This window comes from Rathayibacter sp. SW19 (genome assembly GCF_030866825.1).
GTDB lineage: Bacteria > Actinomycetota > Actinomycetes > Actinomycetales > Microbacteriaceae > Rathayibacter_A > Rathayibacter_A soli.
Map to the genome: position 1 here is coordinate 1,344,685 of NZ_CP133020.1, position 16,608 is coordinate 1,361,292.

The following is a 16,608-nucleotide window of genomic DNA, read 5'->3' on the forward strand; positions in this document are numbered from 1 at the left end:
ACATGATGTTCATACTGGTCCTGCCACGCAACCACATCGAATGACACTGAGCAAAGGACAAGGCATGCCTGACGCACCCGCAACCGATGTGGCAATGCTGACCTGTACAGGGGTGCGCAAGTCCTTCGGCGGAGTGCCCGTGCTCAATGGTGTCGACCTGCGACTCGAACCCGGGACGGTGACAGCTCTCGCCGGCGAGAACGGGGCAGGGAAGTCGACGCTGATGAAGATCGCATCGGGCCAGTACCGTCCAGACGAAGGAACTGTGCATGTTCGAGGTGCAGAACTCAGCGCTGGCAGCACCCGTGCGGCGATGGAACTTGGCGTTGCGATCGTCCCGCAAGAACTGGCGTCCATTCCGGATCTCTCGGTCTACGAGAACCTCTTCGTTGGACGAGAGAAGCGCGCCGCCCTGGGCACGCTGGACCGTCGCGGCATGATCCGTGTTGCGCGTGAGCAGCTTTCCGATTTCGGCTTGGACATCAACCCGCTGACGCGCATGGTGACGCTTCCGATTGGGGTGCGGCAGATCATCGAGATTATCAAGGCGACCAATCGCGGTGCCCGAGTGCTCCTGCTCGATGAACCGACCAGCGCGATCGCTGCGCGTGAAGTCGCGCATCTCGCGAGCGTGGTGCGCGCATTGCGGGATAAGGGCGTTGCTGTCCTCGTGACGACGCACAAGATGGAAGAGATCAGGGCCATGGGCGACCGGGTTGTGGTGTTGCGAGACGGCACGTTGATCGTGGACAGCGCTCTAGAAGACATTACTGATGACGAAATCGTGACAGCGATGATCGGGCGGGAACTGGATCAACTATTCCCTGTGCTGCCGCCGGCGGCGGACGACATTGTGCTGGAGGCGTCCGACCTCGTGATCGAGCAGGGTGCGGCACCCATCTCGTTTCGAGTACGCAAAGGGGAGGTCCTGGGACTTGCCGGTCTCGTCGGAGCCGGGCGTTCTGAACTCATCGAAACGATCTACGGCATCCGTAAGCCAGTCTCCGGTTCGGTCTTTGTCTCGGGCAAACGGCTGAGGCAGGCGAATCCGGGTGCGACGATCGCGCAACATGTGGCGTTCGTGCCTGAAGACCGCAAAGGTGCCGGCGCTGTGCTGTCGATGAGTGTGCTTGACAATGCAACGCTGCCGCGTGTGGCCGCGTTCATACGATTCGGTGTCCTCCGCGGGCGGCGGAGGCGCACCGAAATCGGTGAGGCGATGAAATCGATGCGTCTGAAGAGTGATGGCCTCGGGCAGCGCCTAGAACATCTGTCTGGTGGCAATCAACAAAAGGTTGTTTTGGGGCGCTGGCTGACAGGCCGAGTTGATGTGCTCCTGCTCGACGAGCCGACTCGTGGTGTGGACATTGGCGCGAGAAGTGAAATCTACCGGATCGTGACCGAACTGTCCGCCTCGGGAATGGCGGTGGTCATGGCATCCAGTGACCTGCCCGAGATCCTCAACTTGTCGCACCGCGCCCTGATCATGCGCGGCAAGGGAGTCGTCGGCGAACTTTCCGCGGCGCAGCTAGCCAAACCGACCGCGTCCGACACGATCTTCCGCCTCGCATCCGGACAGCTCGCGGACGCATCTGAATCCTTGCCCGCATCGTCAAAGGAGACAAACCGTTGACCACATCAACTACATCACCCGCCGCTGCCAGAATCGGAGCCCTGCGCCCGAGAATCAGCAATTTCGTGATTCGCCACATCATGGTGCTCGTGATGATCTTGATCATTGCGTATTTCGCTTACCGGAGCGCGCGTTTCGCCACTGCGGACAACCTCGCAACGATCCTGATCGCTGCGGCACCATTTGCACTCATCGCGCTGGGGCAGACGCTCGTCATCCTCACAGCAGGCATTGACCTATCTCCGGGCAGCATCATCGCACTCAGTGCAATGTCCGCCGCGTGGGCTGACCAAAATATTGGCCACAATCTATTCATTCCGTTGGCAGCGGCATTGGTCGTCGGATTTTTGGCGGGAGCTGTCAACGGTATCGTCATCAGCTGGCTGAATGTGCCGCCATTCATCGCGACGCTCGGCATGCTCACCCTTGCCTCCGGTCTTGCGTATGCGATCGGCAACGGTGCTCCTATCAACGGTTTGAGCGCTAGCTATGGTGGCTATGCGAATACTGAGATCTTCGGCATCACCATCCCAGTGATCTTGATGATCGTCGCAATTCTTGTCTTTGCATTTTTGATGCAGCGCACAGCATACGGCCTTCGCATTTACGCAATTGGCGGCAATCGGTTGGCCGCAGAAATTGCCGGCGTCCGTTCCCGTCGCACCTTGTTCAGTGTGTATGCGATCAGCGGCGTTTTGGCCGGGATCTCCGGTTTGATGCTTTCCTCCCGCGTTATCACGGGTGCCCCCAACTTGGGTAGCGGCTACGAGCTGGATGCTATCGCCGCGGTCGTTATCGGCGGCGCCAGCCTCATGGGGGGTCGCGGCACGATCTGGGGCACAGTCATTGGCCTCCTGCTGATTCAAACGATCAACAACGGCCTTGACCTGCAATTGGTTCCTGCCTATTGGCAGGACGTCATCAAAGGCGCGATCATCGTCGCCGCCGTCGGAGTTGATGTGTGGGCCAGCCGACATCGACGCTGACCCGGTCCGCTCTGCACCGATTTAACGAGTTTCTCTTCACCGCAACCAAGAAAGAAGAACAGGAAAAGGCATATGAAAAAGCACACACTCGGCGCCGTTGCCGCGATCGTCGCGATCGGCTCATCCCTCATACTCTCCGGGTGCGGGGCTGGGGACCCGACGGCAGGGTCCAAGACGGTCACGGTCGGCGTTTCGGTGTACGACATGTCGTCGTTCATCACGCAAGGTAAACAAGGCATGGAAGCCTACGCGAAGGCCAACAACATCACACTGGAGTGGAACTCGGCCAACAACGACGTATCGACGCAGGCGAACCAGGTTAACCAGTTCGTCAATCAGCATGTCGATGCGATCATCATCGTTCCGGTTCAAGCCGACTCGTTGCAGCCTCAGGTCGCGGCCGCTAAGGCCGCTCACATCCCCGTAATCGCAGTCAACACGGCACTTTCCAGCGCGAAGCTCGACGCAAACGTTCAGCCTGACGACGTTGCAGCAGGTGAACAAGAAGCCACCATGATGGTGAAGGCACTCGGCGGAAAGGGCAACGTCGTCATTCTGCAGGGACCACTCGGGAGTTCACCTGAAATCAACCGAGGGCAAGGAATCGACAACGTTCTCGCGAAGAACCCAGACATCAAGGTGCTTGCCAAAGACACAGCGAACTGGGATCGCGACCAAGCGGTAAACAAGATGAGCAACTGGGTGTCGGCCTTCGGGAGTCAGATCAATGGCGTTATTTCCGAGAACGATGACATGGCAATCGGTGCATTGCAGGCGCTGAAACAGGGCAAACTCACCGGCGTCAAGGTCGTCGGCATTGATGGAATCCAAGACGGATTGAACGCTGTGAAATCGGGCCAGATGATTGGCACCTCCCTGCAGCATGGAACCGTCGAACTGGCTACAGGCCTAGCCGTGGCAGAGCGCATCGTCAAGAAGCAAAAGGTCAACACGAACCTGGTGTACACCATGCCTGCGATCACTTCGGACAACGTGGACAGCGCGATCAAGAACGTTGTTACCGACAATTCGGTGTTTCTGAAGCAGCTCCCCGCGCTGATCGACAAGAACCTGAAGTCCGGCGATATCGCCTACGAAGGCCTTCCCGGTCAGAAGTAGCCAGCAGAAGTTGGAAGAGGTGAGCAGCTGATGACTGTCATCTACAACGACCCGGCCGATTTCGCCGACGACCAATTCGCAGGTTTCCTGGACCTGTACTCGGACCGTTTGGTGGGTGTTCCCGGGGGTACGGTCGGGTTCCGCAGCGGCGAACCGATCGTCGTCGTTATCGTCGGCGGCGGATCCGGTCACTACCCGGCATTCTGCGGGCTCGTTGGCCCGGGATTCGCCTCAGGGGCGGTCGTCGGAAACGTCTTCACCTCTCCTTCAGCGGCACACGTTTATTCGGTCGCGAAAGCGGCCGAACAGGGTCGGGGCGTGGTCCTGACGTTTGGGAACTACGCGGGCGATGTCATGAACTTCGGTATTGCCGCCGAGCGTCTGCGAAGTGAGGGGATCGATACCCGAATCGTGTTGGTTACTGACGATGTCGCGTCGGCCGCGGACCCTACCGGCCGGCGTGGCATCGCGGGAGACTTCGCTGTTTTCAAAGCGCTAGGGGCGGCAGCCGCCCAAGGACTGGACATTGACGAAGTAGAACGCATCGGGCGCGCTGCAAATGACGCCACCCGCAGCTTCGGCGTGGCGTTCAGCGGGTGCACGATGCCGGGTGCCAGTGGGCCTCTCTTTGCAGTCCCCGAGGGGAAGATGGGCGTCGGGCTGGGCATCCACGGCGAGCCCGGCATCCGCGATATCGCCGTGACCGATGCGCGAGCCCTCGCAGCCATGCTGGTCACCCCTCTACTTGAGGAGCGACCCCGCACGGGAAGCTCGCGGGTAGCGGTGATCGTCAATGGTCTCGGAACGACGAAATACGAGGAGCTGTTTCTGCTGTGGAGCGAAATTGCGCCGCTACTGCGCGCCGCAGGCCTTGAGCCGGTCGCTCCCGAGGTCGGCGAGTTGGTAACCAGCCTGGACATGGGTGGATGTTCGCTCACACTGATGTGGCTCGATGGTGAACTGGAGAGAATGTGGCAAGCAGACGCCTACACGCCTGCGTACCGCAAACAGCACAGCACCCTCCTGGCACTACGCCCCGTTGATTTAGTCGCCGAATCGAGCGCGGCCGTCGAGATGCCCTGGGCGTCTGACGCTGCGCGTCAGCTCTCGCCTGCTGTGGCGTCGGCATTGCATGCAGTTGAGGCCGAGCTACGTGAGCATGAAGAAGAGCTGGGTCGGATAGATGCGGTCGCTGGCGATGGCGACCACGGCCGCGGCATGCTCAAGGGAGCCGCGGCGGCGGCCGGTTCTGCCGATGCCGGTGCCGACGGCGGTCCGGGGTGGATGCTCATTCGGGCCGGGCGAGCGTGGGCCGCCGCGGCGGGAGGCACCTCGGGCGTGCTGTGGGGGGCCGGCCTGGAAAGCGCTGGACGTTCACTCCGCGACGATCGGGAAAAGTACACACTCTCGAACGCGGTGGATGCGGTCGATGCATTCGTCGACGCCATCGTTGGTTTGGGGCGTGCCGAACTTGGCGACAAAACATTGGTCGACGCGCTCGTGCCCTTCGCATCTAGCCTGCGCCAGCAATCTGACGACGGATGCGATTTGACCACGGCATGGCACCGCGCCGCCCTTGCCGCGGGCGAGGCTGCAGCGGAAACAACTTGGCTGAGCCCAAAGAAAGGACGCGCCCGGCCGCTGGCCGAAAGGAGCGTCGGCACGCCCGACGCGGGCGCAACGTCCTTCAGTCTGATCGTCTCGACCATCGGTGAACTTCTAGTTCCCCAAGAAAGGAAATGAACGTGACTGAGAAAAGTCTGCGTGTCGTGATCGGCTGCGACGATGCTGCTCTCGACTACAAGGAAGTGCTGAAAGCGGACCTGGAGGCAGACTCGCGCGTGACGTCAGTCATCGACGTCGGCGTAATCCGGGACGAGCACACGGACTACCCACACATCGCTGTCACCGCGGCCCGGCTGGTGGCGGCCGGGGAGGTCGATCGTGCTCTACTGCTTTGCGGAACCGGCCTCGGCGTCGCGATCGCCGCCAACAAAGTGCCGGGCGTGCGCGCCGTTACCGCGCACGATTCATATTCCGTGGAACGCAGTGTGTTGTCCAACGACGCACAAGTGTTGTGCATCGGACAGCGGGTCATCGGACTTGAGCTCGCGCGGCGCCTTACAAGGGAGTGGCTAGGGTACCGATTCGATCCATCCAGCCCATCGGAAGCCAAAGTGCAGGCTATCAAGGAATATGAGGCGCAAGCATGAATCAATCGTTCAATGGCAGCATCGTTGTTGTCACTGGCGCCGCGAGCGGCATCGGCTATAGCGTGGCGCACCACTTTGCGGCTCGGGGCGCACGCGTGGTCGGTGTTGACCTGAGCCCACGCGTGGATGAGTTGATGATCGGCCTACCCGGAGAAGCACACCAGGGCATCACGCGGGACCTTACCGATCCGGCCGCAGCCGCCGATGTGATCGCATCCGTCGTGGAGTCAATTGGGGTGCCGACCGTGCTCGTCAACTCGGCCGGCATCGCGCTACTCGACTCCGCAGTCGACGTGTCGCCTGAACGCTGGCAGGCGACAATCGACGTGAATCTCAGCGCAAGTTTTTACATGGCGCAGGCGGCTGGTCGCGTGATGCTCGCGGCGGGCTTTGGCCGCATTATTAGCCTTGCTTCACAGGCCGCCGTCATCGGCCTCGACCAGCACGCCGCTTACGCCGCGAGTAAGGCGGCGCTTGTCGGCCTCACCCGGGTGCTCTCATTGGAGTGGGCGGGTCGTGGCGTCACCGTCAATGCAGTGTCCCCGACGGTGGTTGAAACGCCACTGGGAAAAGCAGCCTGGGCCGGCGAGAAGGGAGAGCGTGCGAAGGCCGAAATTCCGGTTGGCCGATTTGCTCGTCCAGAGGAGGTCGCTTCTCTCATCGGGTATCTCGCCAGCGCCGACGCCGCGATGATTTCGGGCGAGAACGTCCTCATCGACGGCGGTCGTAGTACGGTCTAGTCGAGCAGCAATGTCGGCCACTCGTGCATGCTGCCATCGCGCCGAGAATGGCAGGTGATTTCTCGTGCCGCTCAGATATCGCCTGTACGCGTCGCAAGGACTGTTACTCGCCTGCCCCTCATCCAGCAACTGTCTTGGCTCGGCCTGGCCTGCGATCAACGCTGGACCGTTGTTCGCCCAAGGTTGCGCTGTGTTTGACGTCGTCGGCTGGTAAGTTTGGCGATCCGGCGTCGACGAAGAGGCGAGCGATTCATGCGGTTAGCGGGGGGAAGCATCCGCAGAGCTTGATTGAACGCTCGGGCCGGCAGCTGGCCGCCGCTGTTCTTCGGATCCTCGTGCACGTATGCGAACATCGCGGGCATCATGCAGGTGCAGGCGGTGCGGCGGCGGTATGGGTTGCCGTGGATTTCGGCGATGCCGACGGTTTTGTATGGTCCGGGGGATAACTTCTCGCGCATCGGGTCGCATGTGTTGCCGGCGTTGATTCCGCGGTATGACGAGGCGGTGGCCTCGGGGGCGGCATCCGTGACGAATTGGGGGACCGGGAGCCCGCGGCGAGAGTTTTTGCATGTGGATGATATGGCGGTGGCGTGTGTGCACCTGTTGGAGCATTATGACGGGCCGCAGCAGGTGAATGCGTTCGTCAAGTTTTTGAGACAGTCTGTTGTGTTTTCCTTCTTGGTTACGCGGCCACGGCGTGGTCGCGGGTTTGGTGTGCGTTTCGGGCCATCACCGGTGGGATACCGCCAGCTCGTGCGTGAGGTCGGCGACGGTTGTACCAGGTCTCGATGTAGTCCATCACCGCGGTGCGCACATGCATCCGGGTCGGCCATGAGCGCTGGTAGAACATCTCGGTCTTTAAATGGGAGAAGAACGACTCGGCGACCGCGTTATCCCAACACACATCAGACTGAATCCAATCGTTCTCCACAGCCACGCCTGACGCAGGATTGTTGTCTGCTCGGTCGACATAGTTTTCGTCGACGACCAGAAGCACGTGCCGCGACTCCGTGACCTCACGCATGAAGCCGGTCAAGTTCGATCCGTAGTCAACGTTTCTATCGAGCGCGACGTTGTAGCCGAGGAGATGCAACGAACTTGCGAGGAGGCACGTCCATTCCCGGTGGGCATCGCTGGTCCAGGCGTAGGAGATCAAGAGATCGAACGGCATGGCGTACTCATTTCACTGGTGCAGAGCGGTCGATCCTCGCTCTGCTATCTCGGATCTAGGGCGTCGGCGTCCGAGCGTTGCCTTGAGATCGCCCCTCGAATGTACAGGTCCATGTCGAACTGCTGAAGTGGGGTGTCAGGCGCGATGCCGCCCCGCATGGTTTGGTTCCGGTGGAAGGTACTTCTCGTCCACCAAGCCCCCGTCGACCAAGACTTTCACCATTTCGGCCGCCCCGTCGTCTGTGACAAGCGACGGGTTTGTTTCGAGCATCTGGCCTACTACGTCCGATGCCTGTTCAGCCGAGAGAGCCTGCATTGCAGATAGCAGTTGCTGGAGGTCGCCATCAACGATGCGAGCGCCGGCCACAATGCGCAATTGCTCGTTACTGTATGCGGCGGCCAGTAGTGCAGAGAGGATGCGTTGCTGCGCTTCGTTCAAGGTCATGATGGGCGAATTGACCTTGGGCGAAACCGCGATGGCACCAGATGGGTTCGGCTCGTGAACTTCGACAGGTATCACGAGTCCATCAGGCTCGGATGTCGCATCCTTGCGGCGCCTTTTGGAAAGCCGCAACACCGTCGCCTTCGCAGAGCTCCACCCCGACCGAACGGCCGGCGTGAAAGTCCTCTTGTACCAACGGTGGACGTGTGGAGCGGCTGCTATTGTGACCTCGATTGTGAATACGAGCAACTTGAGAAGCGCTTCGAGTTCCTCCTCGGAGAGCTGGTGCTTCGACTCCGTACGCCTCTCCGAGTGATTCCAGGAGCCGTCATCGTCGTATGCGGTCTTCTCGTCTTCGCTGATGGGCGTGAAGCGCGCTTGGTCGACAAGCTTTCCATCGGCGTAGGCGTTGGCGGCGTATGCGTCGCCCTGCTTAGAACGTCCGAGCTCGGACCCGTCATCCCATTCGACCCACATCTGCTCTCTAGGCATGGGCTGCCGTCGGAGCGAGGATGCGCGCAAGCTGCATTGCACGGCGTGCGCTCGGGTCGCGAAAGATCATATTTCAACGCTACCGGTGGTCACCAACAAGCTGCACGGCCCCGTCTGGGTGTCAGAAGGATCGCTCGCCGGAAGTATGCAACCACTTTGGAAGCTCTCCTGCTCCCCTCATTCAGATTTGTTGCGCTTGCTTGTTTGTGTGCACCGCTGGATGCGTCCGCGCCTCACTGCTAACTCCAGGGATGAGGGGCGCATGCGTCGCGAGCAGATCCTGCAGGGTCTCCTTGAGCGCGTAAACGAGCGGCTCTGGAGAGTGCCGCGGTTCGCCCGCACTTCGAATCGGAATGTCGGCCGCGGAATCACCGTAGCGGCCGCCGAATGGCAAGCAGTGTGGTCGAAATGAAATAGGCGGCAACCAGGCCAGGGGAGACCTCGATCGTCTCGACCGTGGCTGGCGACCGCAGTTCAGGCCTGATCGGCCTGCTTGGTGGAACGCGCGCTGCTGCTCGGCCTGGATTGTGATGAGGGCGCAGATACCGCGCCGCCGCCGAAGATGGCGGCGATTGCATTGCGCTTTGTCTGTGCCTCGCGCTCGATCTCGGCACGCGCAGCCTCGGCGCGTTCCTTGATGGCTGGATCGGTCTTAGACCGTTCCACCCAGCTCTCCAGGGCGAACCGAGTTTCCGTGGTCACGGAGCGGTTGTTCAGCTGGGCGAGGACTTCGAGCTGTGCTCTGGTCTCATCGTCCGTCCGACCTGACAAGACCCGGTAGCTCGCCGCATATCCGGGTGCTTCAGGATCACTCATGAGAGTGGCCTCCTCGATGGGGTGCGGCCGGCGAACCGGGCTGGTTCTCCAACAAGCCGCATGGCACCGAGGAGCTGACTGCCACCTCCCTCCTGGTTCGCCCATGCTCTTGAGCACGTCTTGTTGTAAGCCGCTTGGAGTGCTCTGCAAGCGTCTCATCGGGTGTCCCGAAGCGTTGCTAGCGCGTGGAGACGAGGACGCAGGCGGGCAGGGGGCAACGCGGCCTAGGTTCTGCTTATGATAGAAGTCAAACATATGATACGACATGTATGATATATTTAAGTTCACCTGAAGTCGAGATGAGCGGGGACGAGGAGCGCAATGGACAACAAGGACGTGCAGGTAACGGTGCCGGTGCCGGTAGATCGGGTTAGCAACTTCTATCGGTGGTTCGCAGATTGGCGAGAGGGCGGAGCGGAAGCGCCGCAGGTAAGAGAGATCACGGTCGCCGAGGCGTCCACTGGGCCATTTCCGCACACTTATGCCAGTGATCACCTCGTAGCGAAGGCGGTCGACTGGTGGGGTCGTCTGAACCAAGACGAGCGCAATGTCTGGCGCTTGTGGATCAACGCGTCGCCAGAACTGGTTTCGGATCAGGAGATGGTCGAGAAGGTCGGTCTCAAGAACACGGGCAGCATTCGCGGCAAGATCAACCGAGTGGAGGGCAAGGGGCGGCTTGCTGGGTTCCCCGTGGGGTGGCAGAGCGACAGGGTTGACCCAATCAGTGGGCATCGGATGTACGGCCTGCGTGACATGAACATCTATGACTATGACCCGAAGCCCGGCATCACCAAAGAGGAGTACGCGGCAATCTTGCGCAAGATGCTGGAGACCGTCGGCGAGGTGTGACAGATAAGTGGAGCCCTCGACATAAGGCCATCGACCAACGCGCAGTCAGCGATTCCACGTCCGAAGATGAAACCGGTTCGCTGCGACGAGTCAGAACTGGCCAGATGTACGATCGTCCACGCTGGTTACGACCCCTTGGCCTACTACGTCGAGTTGACCCTGCCAGACTTTCGTCGAGCTACTTGATGATGCGGATGAGATTGTTGCTTTCGTCGGCAACGTAAATCGTGCCTGAGGAATCGACCGTGATGCCAGCAGGAGCATTGAATTGTGCGGCAGCGCCGGTGGCATCGGCGCAGCCTACGGAGCTGGACCCGGCCAGGGTCGTGACCACGCCGCTTGGCGTGATTTCTCGAATACGGCTACAGGCTAGGTCTGCGATGTAGACAACCCCGGGCGGGTTAACCGTCATGCCCCCGCGTATCAACGTCAGTATTCCGGCGTATAGTCTGCAACTGGTGATGAGACGATGCTTACCCAAGGTTCGATTCTCTACGGGTATGCCGACGGTGACTCTCCTGGCGGGGCGTGGACGGGCGCTCCAAATGGCTCCACGTCCACAGGGCCGGCGCCGAGCGTTTGACGGCGCTGACCAATCACTGCTGCTGGCAAGTCATCATGACTTCAGCCGCTGTATAGATCCGTCGTAGGCGCGCGAGCTGATGGCCGTCGCTACTTGATTATGCGGATGCTGTAGTTATAGGTATCCGCCACATAGACGTTGCCAGATGCGTCAACGGCGACTCCGTATGGGTTACTGAACTGCGTCGCTGTGCCGGTGCCGTCGGCGTAGCCTGCCGTTCCCGATCCTGCGAGTGTCGTGACCACACCACCATTAGGTGGTAGCGGCGTGCCGGAAATACTTGTGGTTCCGGAGCAATAGCCCAATTGCGGTACGGTGCTGGTATTCGTGACGACACATGTCATGCCGTAGCCGCTTTCTTGCAAGCCGTAGCTCGAACCGTCGCTGCTGACGTTGTAGGTGAAGGTGTAACCGGTGCTAGATTTCAAGCCTTGGCCGTTGCTGGCATCGCCGGCACTGCCTGGGCACTGACCATCGGTTGCGTTACTCATCTCCAGGGCAGCTACACCATTAGAGAGATCGCTTTGGAGGGCAACTTCATGTGCCTTCTGCGTCACGCCGTTGTGGGCGATGATGGTGATCGCCGCCAAGATGGCAATGACGACGATGACAATGAGTAGGTCCACGAGACTGAAGCCGCGTTGTTTGGTTACCCGAGCTGGTGTCTTTCCTAGATCCAACGGCATATCTGCCCATGACTATGAGCCATAAGCACTATCCGTTCAAGGGCTGAGCTGCCGTAGTGTTTACCGATTTTGATATGTCGCGAAGCCGCAAAAACACGCAGTCCTGTGAATAACTCAGTTATGCACAACCCGATCGATGTGAATAACACCCTTGTAGTTCCCTGCGCCGGACGTACCCTGGCCAAAATTGCCCCGGAATGACCGGAGAATGGCCGTTCGCGGCAGATGTCAGGCTCGCTGTACATCTGTGGACAGATTGCACTTGAGGCGCGTAGATGAGCGAATGTCAGCTCTGGCCGGTACAATTAAAGCAACGAGCCTCGATCAACCCGAACGATGTTCGCGGCAGATCGAGGTCCGTGGTGTCTTGGTACGACAACTACGACCTTAGGTGCTCCGATAGCGCCTGTGCGAATCCGGGGACGCCTGTGTCCGCGCGCATCTGCATCCATTCCGCTGGACCGTGGCGACGCAACACAGTCACGTTCTCCTGGAAGTCGCCTACCTGGCGGGCAGATGCCAGGAGAAAGGTCGTGCTACATGAGCATGTACACCGTCACCAAGGTCCGCAAGGAACTCTCCGCGGACGGCACCCATCGGCACATAGAGGGTGTGATCACCAACATGAGTGTGCATTACACTCGCAAGCAAGTTGTCGATAGCATCACAGCCGGGAACACCTGGCAGACCAGCGCGGGCGGGTACGCGGCAACCGTCCGCCAAGTCAGCTACTGCCCGAGGTCGGCTTGTATGGCTTCACCCTACATTCAGACGAATCCGGACAGTACCAAGCTCGACAACCTCGAGAACCTGCCGGAGGGCTGATGCTGTTGGGCGCCCGCGGCGGTCAAGTCCGTGGGCGCCCTTTGGCGCATTCCGGCCGGGTCTACTACCGCTGAGGATTTCGGTCGCGCCAGTCCCGCCATTCGTCGTAGTTCATGTCGGGAATCTCGACTGGCGGCAGCGGAATAGTCCGCAGCGGATCAGACTGCTCGACGTGTCGCGTTGCCTGTGCCACGTACTTTTTCAGATGGTCGAAATGTTCGCTTCGCTCTAACTGAGTAGCGGCCGCACGAAGTTCGATGAGAAACGCGTTCAGTTCGCGGTGACCTCTTGTCCTCGATCTTGAAATCTGGCAGGCAGGTTTGTCCCAAGGGCGCGACTGCGCGTCAGTAGCTTCTGAGTGGTACGTTGAATCCGTCGGCGATATCGACTGCGACCGCATTGAGTAGTGGCACAGCCACAGCGCCGAAGTCGTCGTTGACTCGGAGTGCAGGACCCGACACTGAGACCGCGGCACGCAACGACTCGTTCGGAATTGCCACCGCATAGCACCGCATTCCGATCTCCTGTTCCTGGTCGTCAACCGCGTAGCCGCGTCGTCGGATAACTGCGAGTTCTGCCAGAAGGGCCGAGACATTAGCAAGACTGAAGGTCGTGAAGGCATGCATCCCCTCCCTCCCGACAAGACTGCGCACCGTGACGTCGTCAAGCTGAGCCAGGATCGCCTTGCCGACACCGCTTGCGTGAGCGGGTACGTGCTTGCCGATCGTTATCGCCATTCGCAGCGCGTGCTGGGTTGGTGCTTGCGCGACGTACAGGACGAGGTCGCCATCAAGTACAGCCAGACTCGCGGTCTCGTGGAGCATGCTAGCCAGCTTTGTCAACTGCGGTTCGGCCGACGCCCAAACTTGTTTATTAGCCGCTTCGCCGAACCGTGCCAGCCGGGGGCCGAGCGCATAACGCCGGAAAGCGGTGTGCCGCATGTACCCCCGGTCTACGAGAGTACGCAATAGCCGGTCGACGATCGGCGGCCCGAGCCCGGACGACGCGGCCAACTCGCTCAGGCTCGCCTCACCGCCGGCGTCCGCGATCAGTTCGAGCAGCGTGAAAGCCTGCTCGACTGAGCGTGCCCCCGCGCCCGCCGGCTGCTTCGTCACATGGTCAAGAACTTCTGCCACCGCAACACCGATCATTCACTTACTCACGACTATGCCGGTAAGGGATGCCACTTCCATCCGCCGCGACACCTCTTGTCGACCATTTGTGGTGATGAACGCTCATGTGACACTCCGGTCTGAAGCCTTCAGGACAACAAGCGCCCCCATTTTTGTTCCAAGCCCTTCAGTCCGAGCATGGTTAGGCATTTCCACAGGGTCACAGCGACTGAATCGAGCACAGGAAGGTTCGTCTCGCGTTCGACCTGCTCGACGATCGGCGCCCCATACAAATTGGTACAAAGGTAGATGATCGTGTCCGGCCGCTTGCCATCCCTTCCGCCAGCAACTTCATGCGACGGGACTATGAGGTCTTCAGGCGCAACACGGGCAAACGATTCGTTCACGACGAGCCCCAAATGCCGTTCGGAAATCACATGTAACCCCTCCTTGGCGTACTGCTGTGCGATGGCGGCGTTCACGTCGAGCGTGTACGGGCTCACAACGGCGATCTCAGATATCCCGAACTCCTTGTATGCGTCGAAGTAGGCTAGCGCCGAGGTAGTGGCAGGAATTCCGGTGGCCGCAGTGATGTGCGCCACCAACTCACGATCGTAAGCCGCGCCGAGCCACGAACCGGACGTTCCGTTCCAGGCGATGACGTCGACCTCAGCTGGCTTTAGTAGTGTCGCCGCCGCGATCATGGTCGACAGATCGAACTGGTGATCCGAATCTGCGTCCATCGCAATTCTGGTGACATCTATCCGCGCAAAGTGCAATGTCACATCCGTGCGTGCGCCGAGGATCCGGTAGGACTGGGGTTCCAGGCAGGTGTTGGACGACGGGACGATCATGCCAATGCGGGCGGGACGATCTGACATCAGTGCCCTCCGGTCGCAAGTAAGTCGGCGATCGTCTGACGGCCGTCACTCAACTGGGCGCTTTCGCGAACGCCCTGCCGCTTGAGGAATCTCCCGACGGGCCCGGGATCGATGAATTGGCCATCTTCGAGTACCACCCGCCCGGCTGAAACCACTGTGTTGGGCCAACCTGCCAGTTCCATGCCGTCGAAAGGGCTGAAATCGGTGCCCATGTGAAGTGCCGCGCCAAATACGGTGCGGACTTCCTTCGGGTCAAAGATGACAAAATCGGCGTCATATCCGGCAGCAATCACTCCCTTGTTCTGGAGCCCGTTGATTCGAGCTGGACCGGCGGCGAACACGTTAACGAATTGCTGCATCGACATTCCTCGTTCTTTCACGAGCGCAGTGAATGCGGCGGGCATCCGCGTCTCAACTCCAGGCAGCCCGTACGGCATGAAGTTGATGTCGTCCTTGTGAGATTTCTTCTGGGCCATGTCGTAGCAGGAGTGATCGGAGGAGATCGTGTCCACGTCTCCCCTCACCGCTCGTTCGAGAAGCAGATGAACGGACTCTATGCCTCGCATCGGAGGGCAGCAGGCGAACCGTTCGGCCGCGGGCAAGTCGTACACGCGTTCATCGCACATCAGATAGTGCGGGCAAGTCTCGGAATACGCGATCATGCCGCGTGACCGAGCGTCCTGCACAAGCCGTACGGCTTCCGGAGTGCTCTGATGTACATAGTAGACAGCCGCTCCAGTGTACTCGGCCATCGCCAGGGTCTCGCGTACTGACGCCGTCTCCGAAAGCTCGGGTCGAGTGTGGTTCAGATTTTCAATGGAGGTCAACCCTAGTGACGTACTCGACTCTGTACAGTCGAAGATGATCGGATCGTGCTCTGCGTGAACGTAGACAAGGCCATCCAGACGCACCATCTCTTTCATTACCTTGATGATCGTGTCGTCATCGGCCATCGTCGAGTTCCGATTCGTCGTGTACAGCTTGACCGAACGGATGCCGTGGGCGGCCATAGCCTCCAGCTGAGCCGGAACCGTCTCATCCCACTTCAGCACGCAGCCGTGCAACCCGACATCGCAGCGCGCGACTTGCGCCAAATTCATTTTGTGCTCGGCGGCATGAAGGGGTGACTCGCTTCTGTCGGCGGGAATTCCGAAGTCGATGATGGTGGTTGTTCCACCCCACAGTGCTGCGATCGAGGTGGATTCGAAAGTGTCACGGGTCTTGTACGGCCCGGTTACCTGCTCCACGTGGCAGTGTCCGTCAACTCCTCCCGGGATGACCAGCTTCCCGGCAGCGTCCAATATCCTTCCCGCCAGGGGTAAAAGCTCCGGCCGAGTGTGCACGTCGTAAATCGCACATATTCGCCCCGCCTTGACCGCGATGTGTCCCGCCATGGTGTGCGTGGAATTGACAACGACTGCGTTGACTATCAGGAGATCGACTGGCGCGTTCATTCGCGTTCCTTCCCGGCGGCGGGCGTGCGAGCCATCCCTGCGGTGAGTCCCTCGTTTGGCAAGATTGGAGGGCAGGCCAAAGTTCCCGCACGGTGGATTCTGCATCCAATGTCGACCAACGGTTCACACGGTTTGGCCCCGGCTGAAATACCGCCGACGATAGGAAGGGGGAGGCTTCTTCCGAACTTTCGAGCCCGGCCGGTTATCGAGACGCCGGCCCAACTCCCGTGATCGGCACTGCCCTCGGCCACCGCAGCCTCCGACAAAATTCGCGGCGTGTCTTCGAAGTCGGTGCGAACAGATCCAGATCTCGTCAACGGATCTGTCAGCGAACGAATCGGTGCTAACCGTGAACGCACGCCATCACGATTCGTGCCCGCGCGGTACCCAGCTTGGGGAAGACTCGAGATCGCGATCCTCGACGACCGCATGCTCTGCAGCTCGGCCGTGGACAGGGCGGCCATGGCAATGTCACCCACAGGAACAACCACGAGCTCTTTGAGCGCGCTCTTACGAGGATCACGGAAAACCGTGGCCACCACACAGTCCCCGTGCTGGCGTTCCTCAGCGCGGATCGAGACGTCTTCACTGCTGTTCGGATCAACAA

Annotated in this window: 16 protein-coding genes and 1 pseudogene; 9 read left to right on the plus strand and 8 right to left on the minus strand. The window is 60.1% G+C overall.

The genetic code is table 11. The annotated features are described in order from the left end of the window. Nucleotides 1–64 precede the first annotated feature (64 nt). From QU604_RS06110 to QU604_RS06140, 7 genes and pseudogenes are all read left to right on the plus strand, one after another. Nucleotides 65–1,633: a sugar ABC transporter ATP-binding protein gene (locus QU604_RS06110; RefSeq protein ID WP_308467920.1), complete on the plus strand. Its 1,569-nt coding sequence runs from the start codon at nucleotides 65–67 to the stop codon at nucleotides 1,631–1,633. Then, complete coding sequence (locus QU604_RS06115; RefSeq protein WP_308467921.1) at nucleotides 1,630–2,619, plus strand: ABC transporter permease; 990 nt, start codon at nucleotides 1,630–1,632, stop codon at nucleotides 2,617–2,619. The genes QU604_RS06110 and QU604_RS06115 overlap by 4 nt, the downstream gene beginning before the upstream one ends. Before the next feature lie 72 nt (nucleotides 2,620–2,691). Beyond that, on the plus strand, nucleotides 2,692–3,738 hold the full coding sequence (locus QU604_RS06120) for a substrate-binding domain-containing protein (protein ID WP_308467922.1): 1,047 nt from the start codon (nucleotides 2,692–2,694) through the stop codon (nucleotides 3,736–3,738). 30 nt (nucleotides 3,739–3,768) lie between these two features. After that, entirely contained in the window at nucleotides 3,769–5,481 is a 1,713-nt protein-coding gene (locus tag QU604_RS06125) for a dihydroxyacetone kinase family protein (RefSeq protein ID WP_308467923.1), read from the plus strand. A gap of 2 nt (nucleotides 5,482–5,483) precedes the next feature. Beyond that, complete coding sequence (locus QU604_RS06130; protein WP_308467924.1) at nucleotides 5,484–5,951, plus strand: ribose-5-phosphate isomerase; 468 nt, start codon at nucleotides 5,484–5,486, stop codon at nucleotides 5,949–5,951. Continuing rightward, entirely contained in the window at nucleotides 5,948–6,691 is a 744-nt protein-coding gene (locus QU604_RS06135) for a GolD/DthD family dehydrogenase (RefSeq protein WP_308467925.1), read from the plus strand. Before QU604_RS06130 ends, QU604_RS06135 begins: the two co-directional genes overlap by 4 nt. Nucleotides 6,692–7,009: 318 nt before the next feature. Continuing rightward, nucleotides 7,010–7,327 (plus strand): annotated as a pseudogene (locus QU604_RS06140) (NAD-dependent epimerase/dehydratase family protein); the annotation flags it as partial. 46 nt (nucleotides 7,328–7,373) lie between these two features. On the opposite strand, the gene QU604_RS06145 reads toward QU604_RS06140, so the two are convergent. The 3 genes from QU604_RS06145 to QU604_RS06155 form a co-directional block, all read right to left on the minus strand. After that, complete coding sequence (locus tag QU604_RS06145; protein WP_308467926.1) at nucleotides 7,374–7,862, minus strand: IS3 family transposase; 489 nt, start codon at nucleotides 7,860–7,862, stop codon at nucleotides 7,374–7,376. A gap of 135 nt (nucleotides 7,863–7,997) precedes the next feature. Then, nucleotides 7,998–8,795, minus strand: coding sequence for a hypothetical protein (locus tag QU604_RS06150; RefSeq protein WP_308467927.1), 798 nt, complete (start codon nucleotides 8,793–8,795; stop codon nucleotides 7,998–8,000). 474 nt (nucleotides 8,796–9,269) lie between these two features. Continuing rightward, nucleotides 9,270–9,611, minus strand: coding sequence for a hypothetical protein (locus QU604_RS06155; RefSeq protein ID WP_308467928.1), 342 nt, complete (start codon nucleotides 9,609–9,611; stop codon nucleotides 9,270–9,272). Nucleotides 9,612–9,932: 321 nt separating this feature from the next. Here QU604_RS06155 and QU604_RS06160 point away from each other — a divergent pair, with 321 nt between their 5' ends. Next, nucleotides 9,933–10,460: a hypothetical protein gene (locus tag QU604_RS06160; protein ID WP_308467929.1), complete on the plus strand. Its 528-nt coding sequence runs from the start codon at nucleotides 9,933–9,935 to the stop codon at nucleotides 10,458–10,460. Nucleotides 10,461–10,638: 178 nt separating this feature from the next. Here the strand turns inward: QU604_RS06160 and QU604_RS06165 are convergent, their stop codons facing one another. After that, on the minus strand, nucleotides 10,639–10,872 hold the full coding sequence (locus QU604_RS06165) for an NHL repeat-containing protein (protein ID WP_308467930.1): 234 nt from the start codon (nucleotides 10,870–10,872) through the stop codon (nucleotides 10,639–10,641). Nucleotides 10,873–11,132: 260 nt separating this feature from the next. Further along, nucleotides 11,133–11,729, minus strand: a complete 597-nt coding sequence (locus QU604_RS06170; protein WP_308467931.1) for a type IV pilin protein — start codon at nucleotides 11,727–11,729, stop codon at nucleotides 11,133–11,135. A 540-nt stretch (nucleotides 11,730–12,269) separates the two neighbouring features. Between QU604_RS06170 and QU604_RS06175 the strand changes: the two genes are divergently transcribed. Then, a complete protein-coding gene (locus QU604_RS06175) occupies nucleotides 12,270–12,554 on the plus strand; it encodes a DUF3892 domain-containing protein (protein ID WP_308467932.1) in 285 nt (94 codons plus the stop codon). A gap of 344 nt (nucleotides 12,555–12,898) precedes the next feature. Here the strand turns inward: QU604_RS06175 and QU604_RS06180 are convergent, their stop codons facing one another. The 3 genes from QU604_RS06180 to QU604_RS06190 form a co-directional block, all read right to left on the minus strand. Then, on the minus strand, nucleotides 12,899–13,690 hold the full coding sequence (locus QU604_RS06180) for an IclR family transcriptional regulator (protein WP_308467933.1): 792 nt from the start codon (nucleotides 13,688–13,690) through the stop codon (nucleotides 12,899–12,901). A 125-nt stretch (nucleotides 13,691–13,815) separates the two neighbouring features. Further along, nucleotides 13,816–14,520, minus strand: coding sequence for a maleate cis-trans isomerase family protein (locus QU604_RS06185; protein WP_308467934.1), 705 nt, complete (start codon nucleotides 14,518–14,520; stop codon nucleotides 13,816–13,818). Nucleotides 14,521–14,546: 26 nt separating this feature from the next. Beyond that, nucleotides 14,547–16,001, minus strand: coding sequence for an amidohydrolase family protein (locus QU604_RS06190; protein WP_308467935.1), 1,455 nt, complete (start codon nucleotides 15,999–16,001; stop codon nucleotides 14,547–14,549). Nucleotides 16,002–16,608 lie beyond the last annotated feature (607 nt).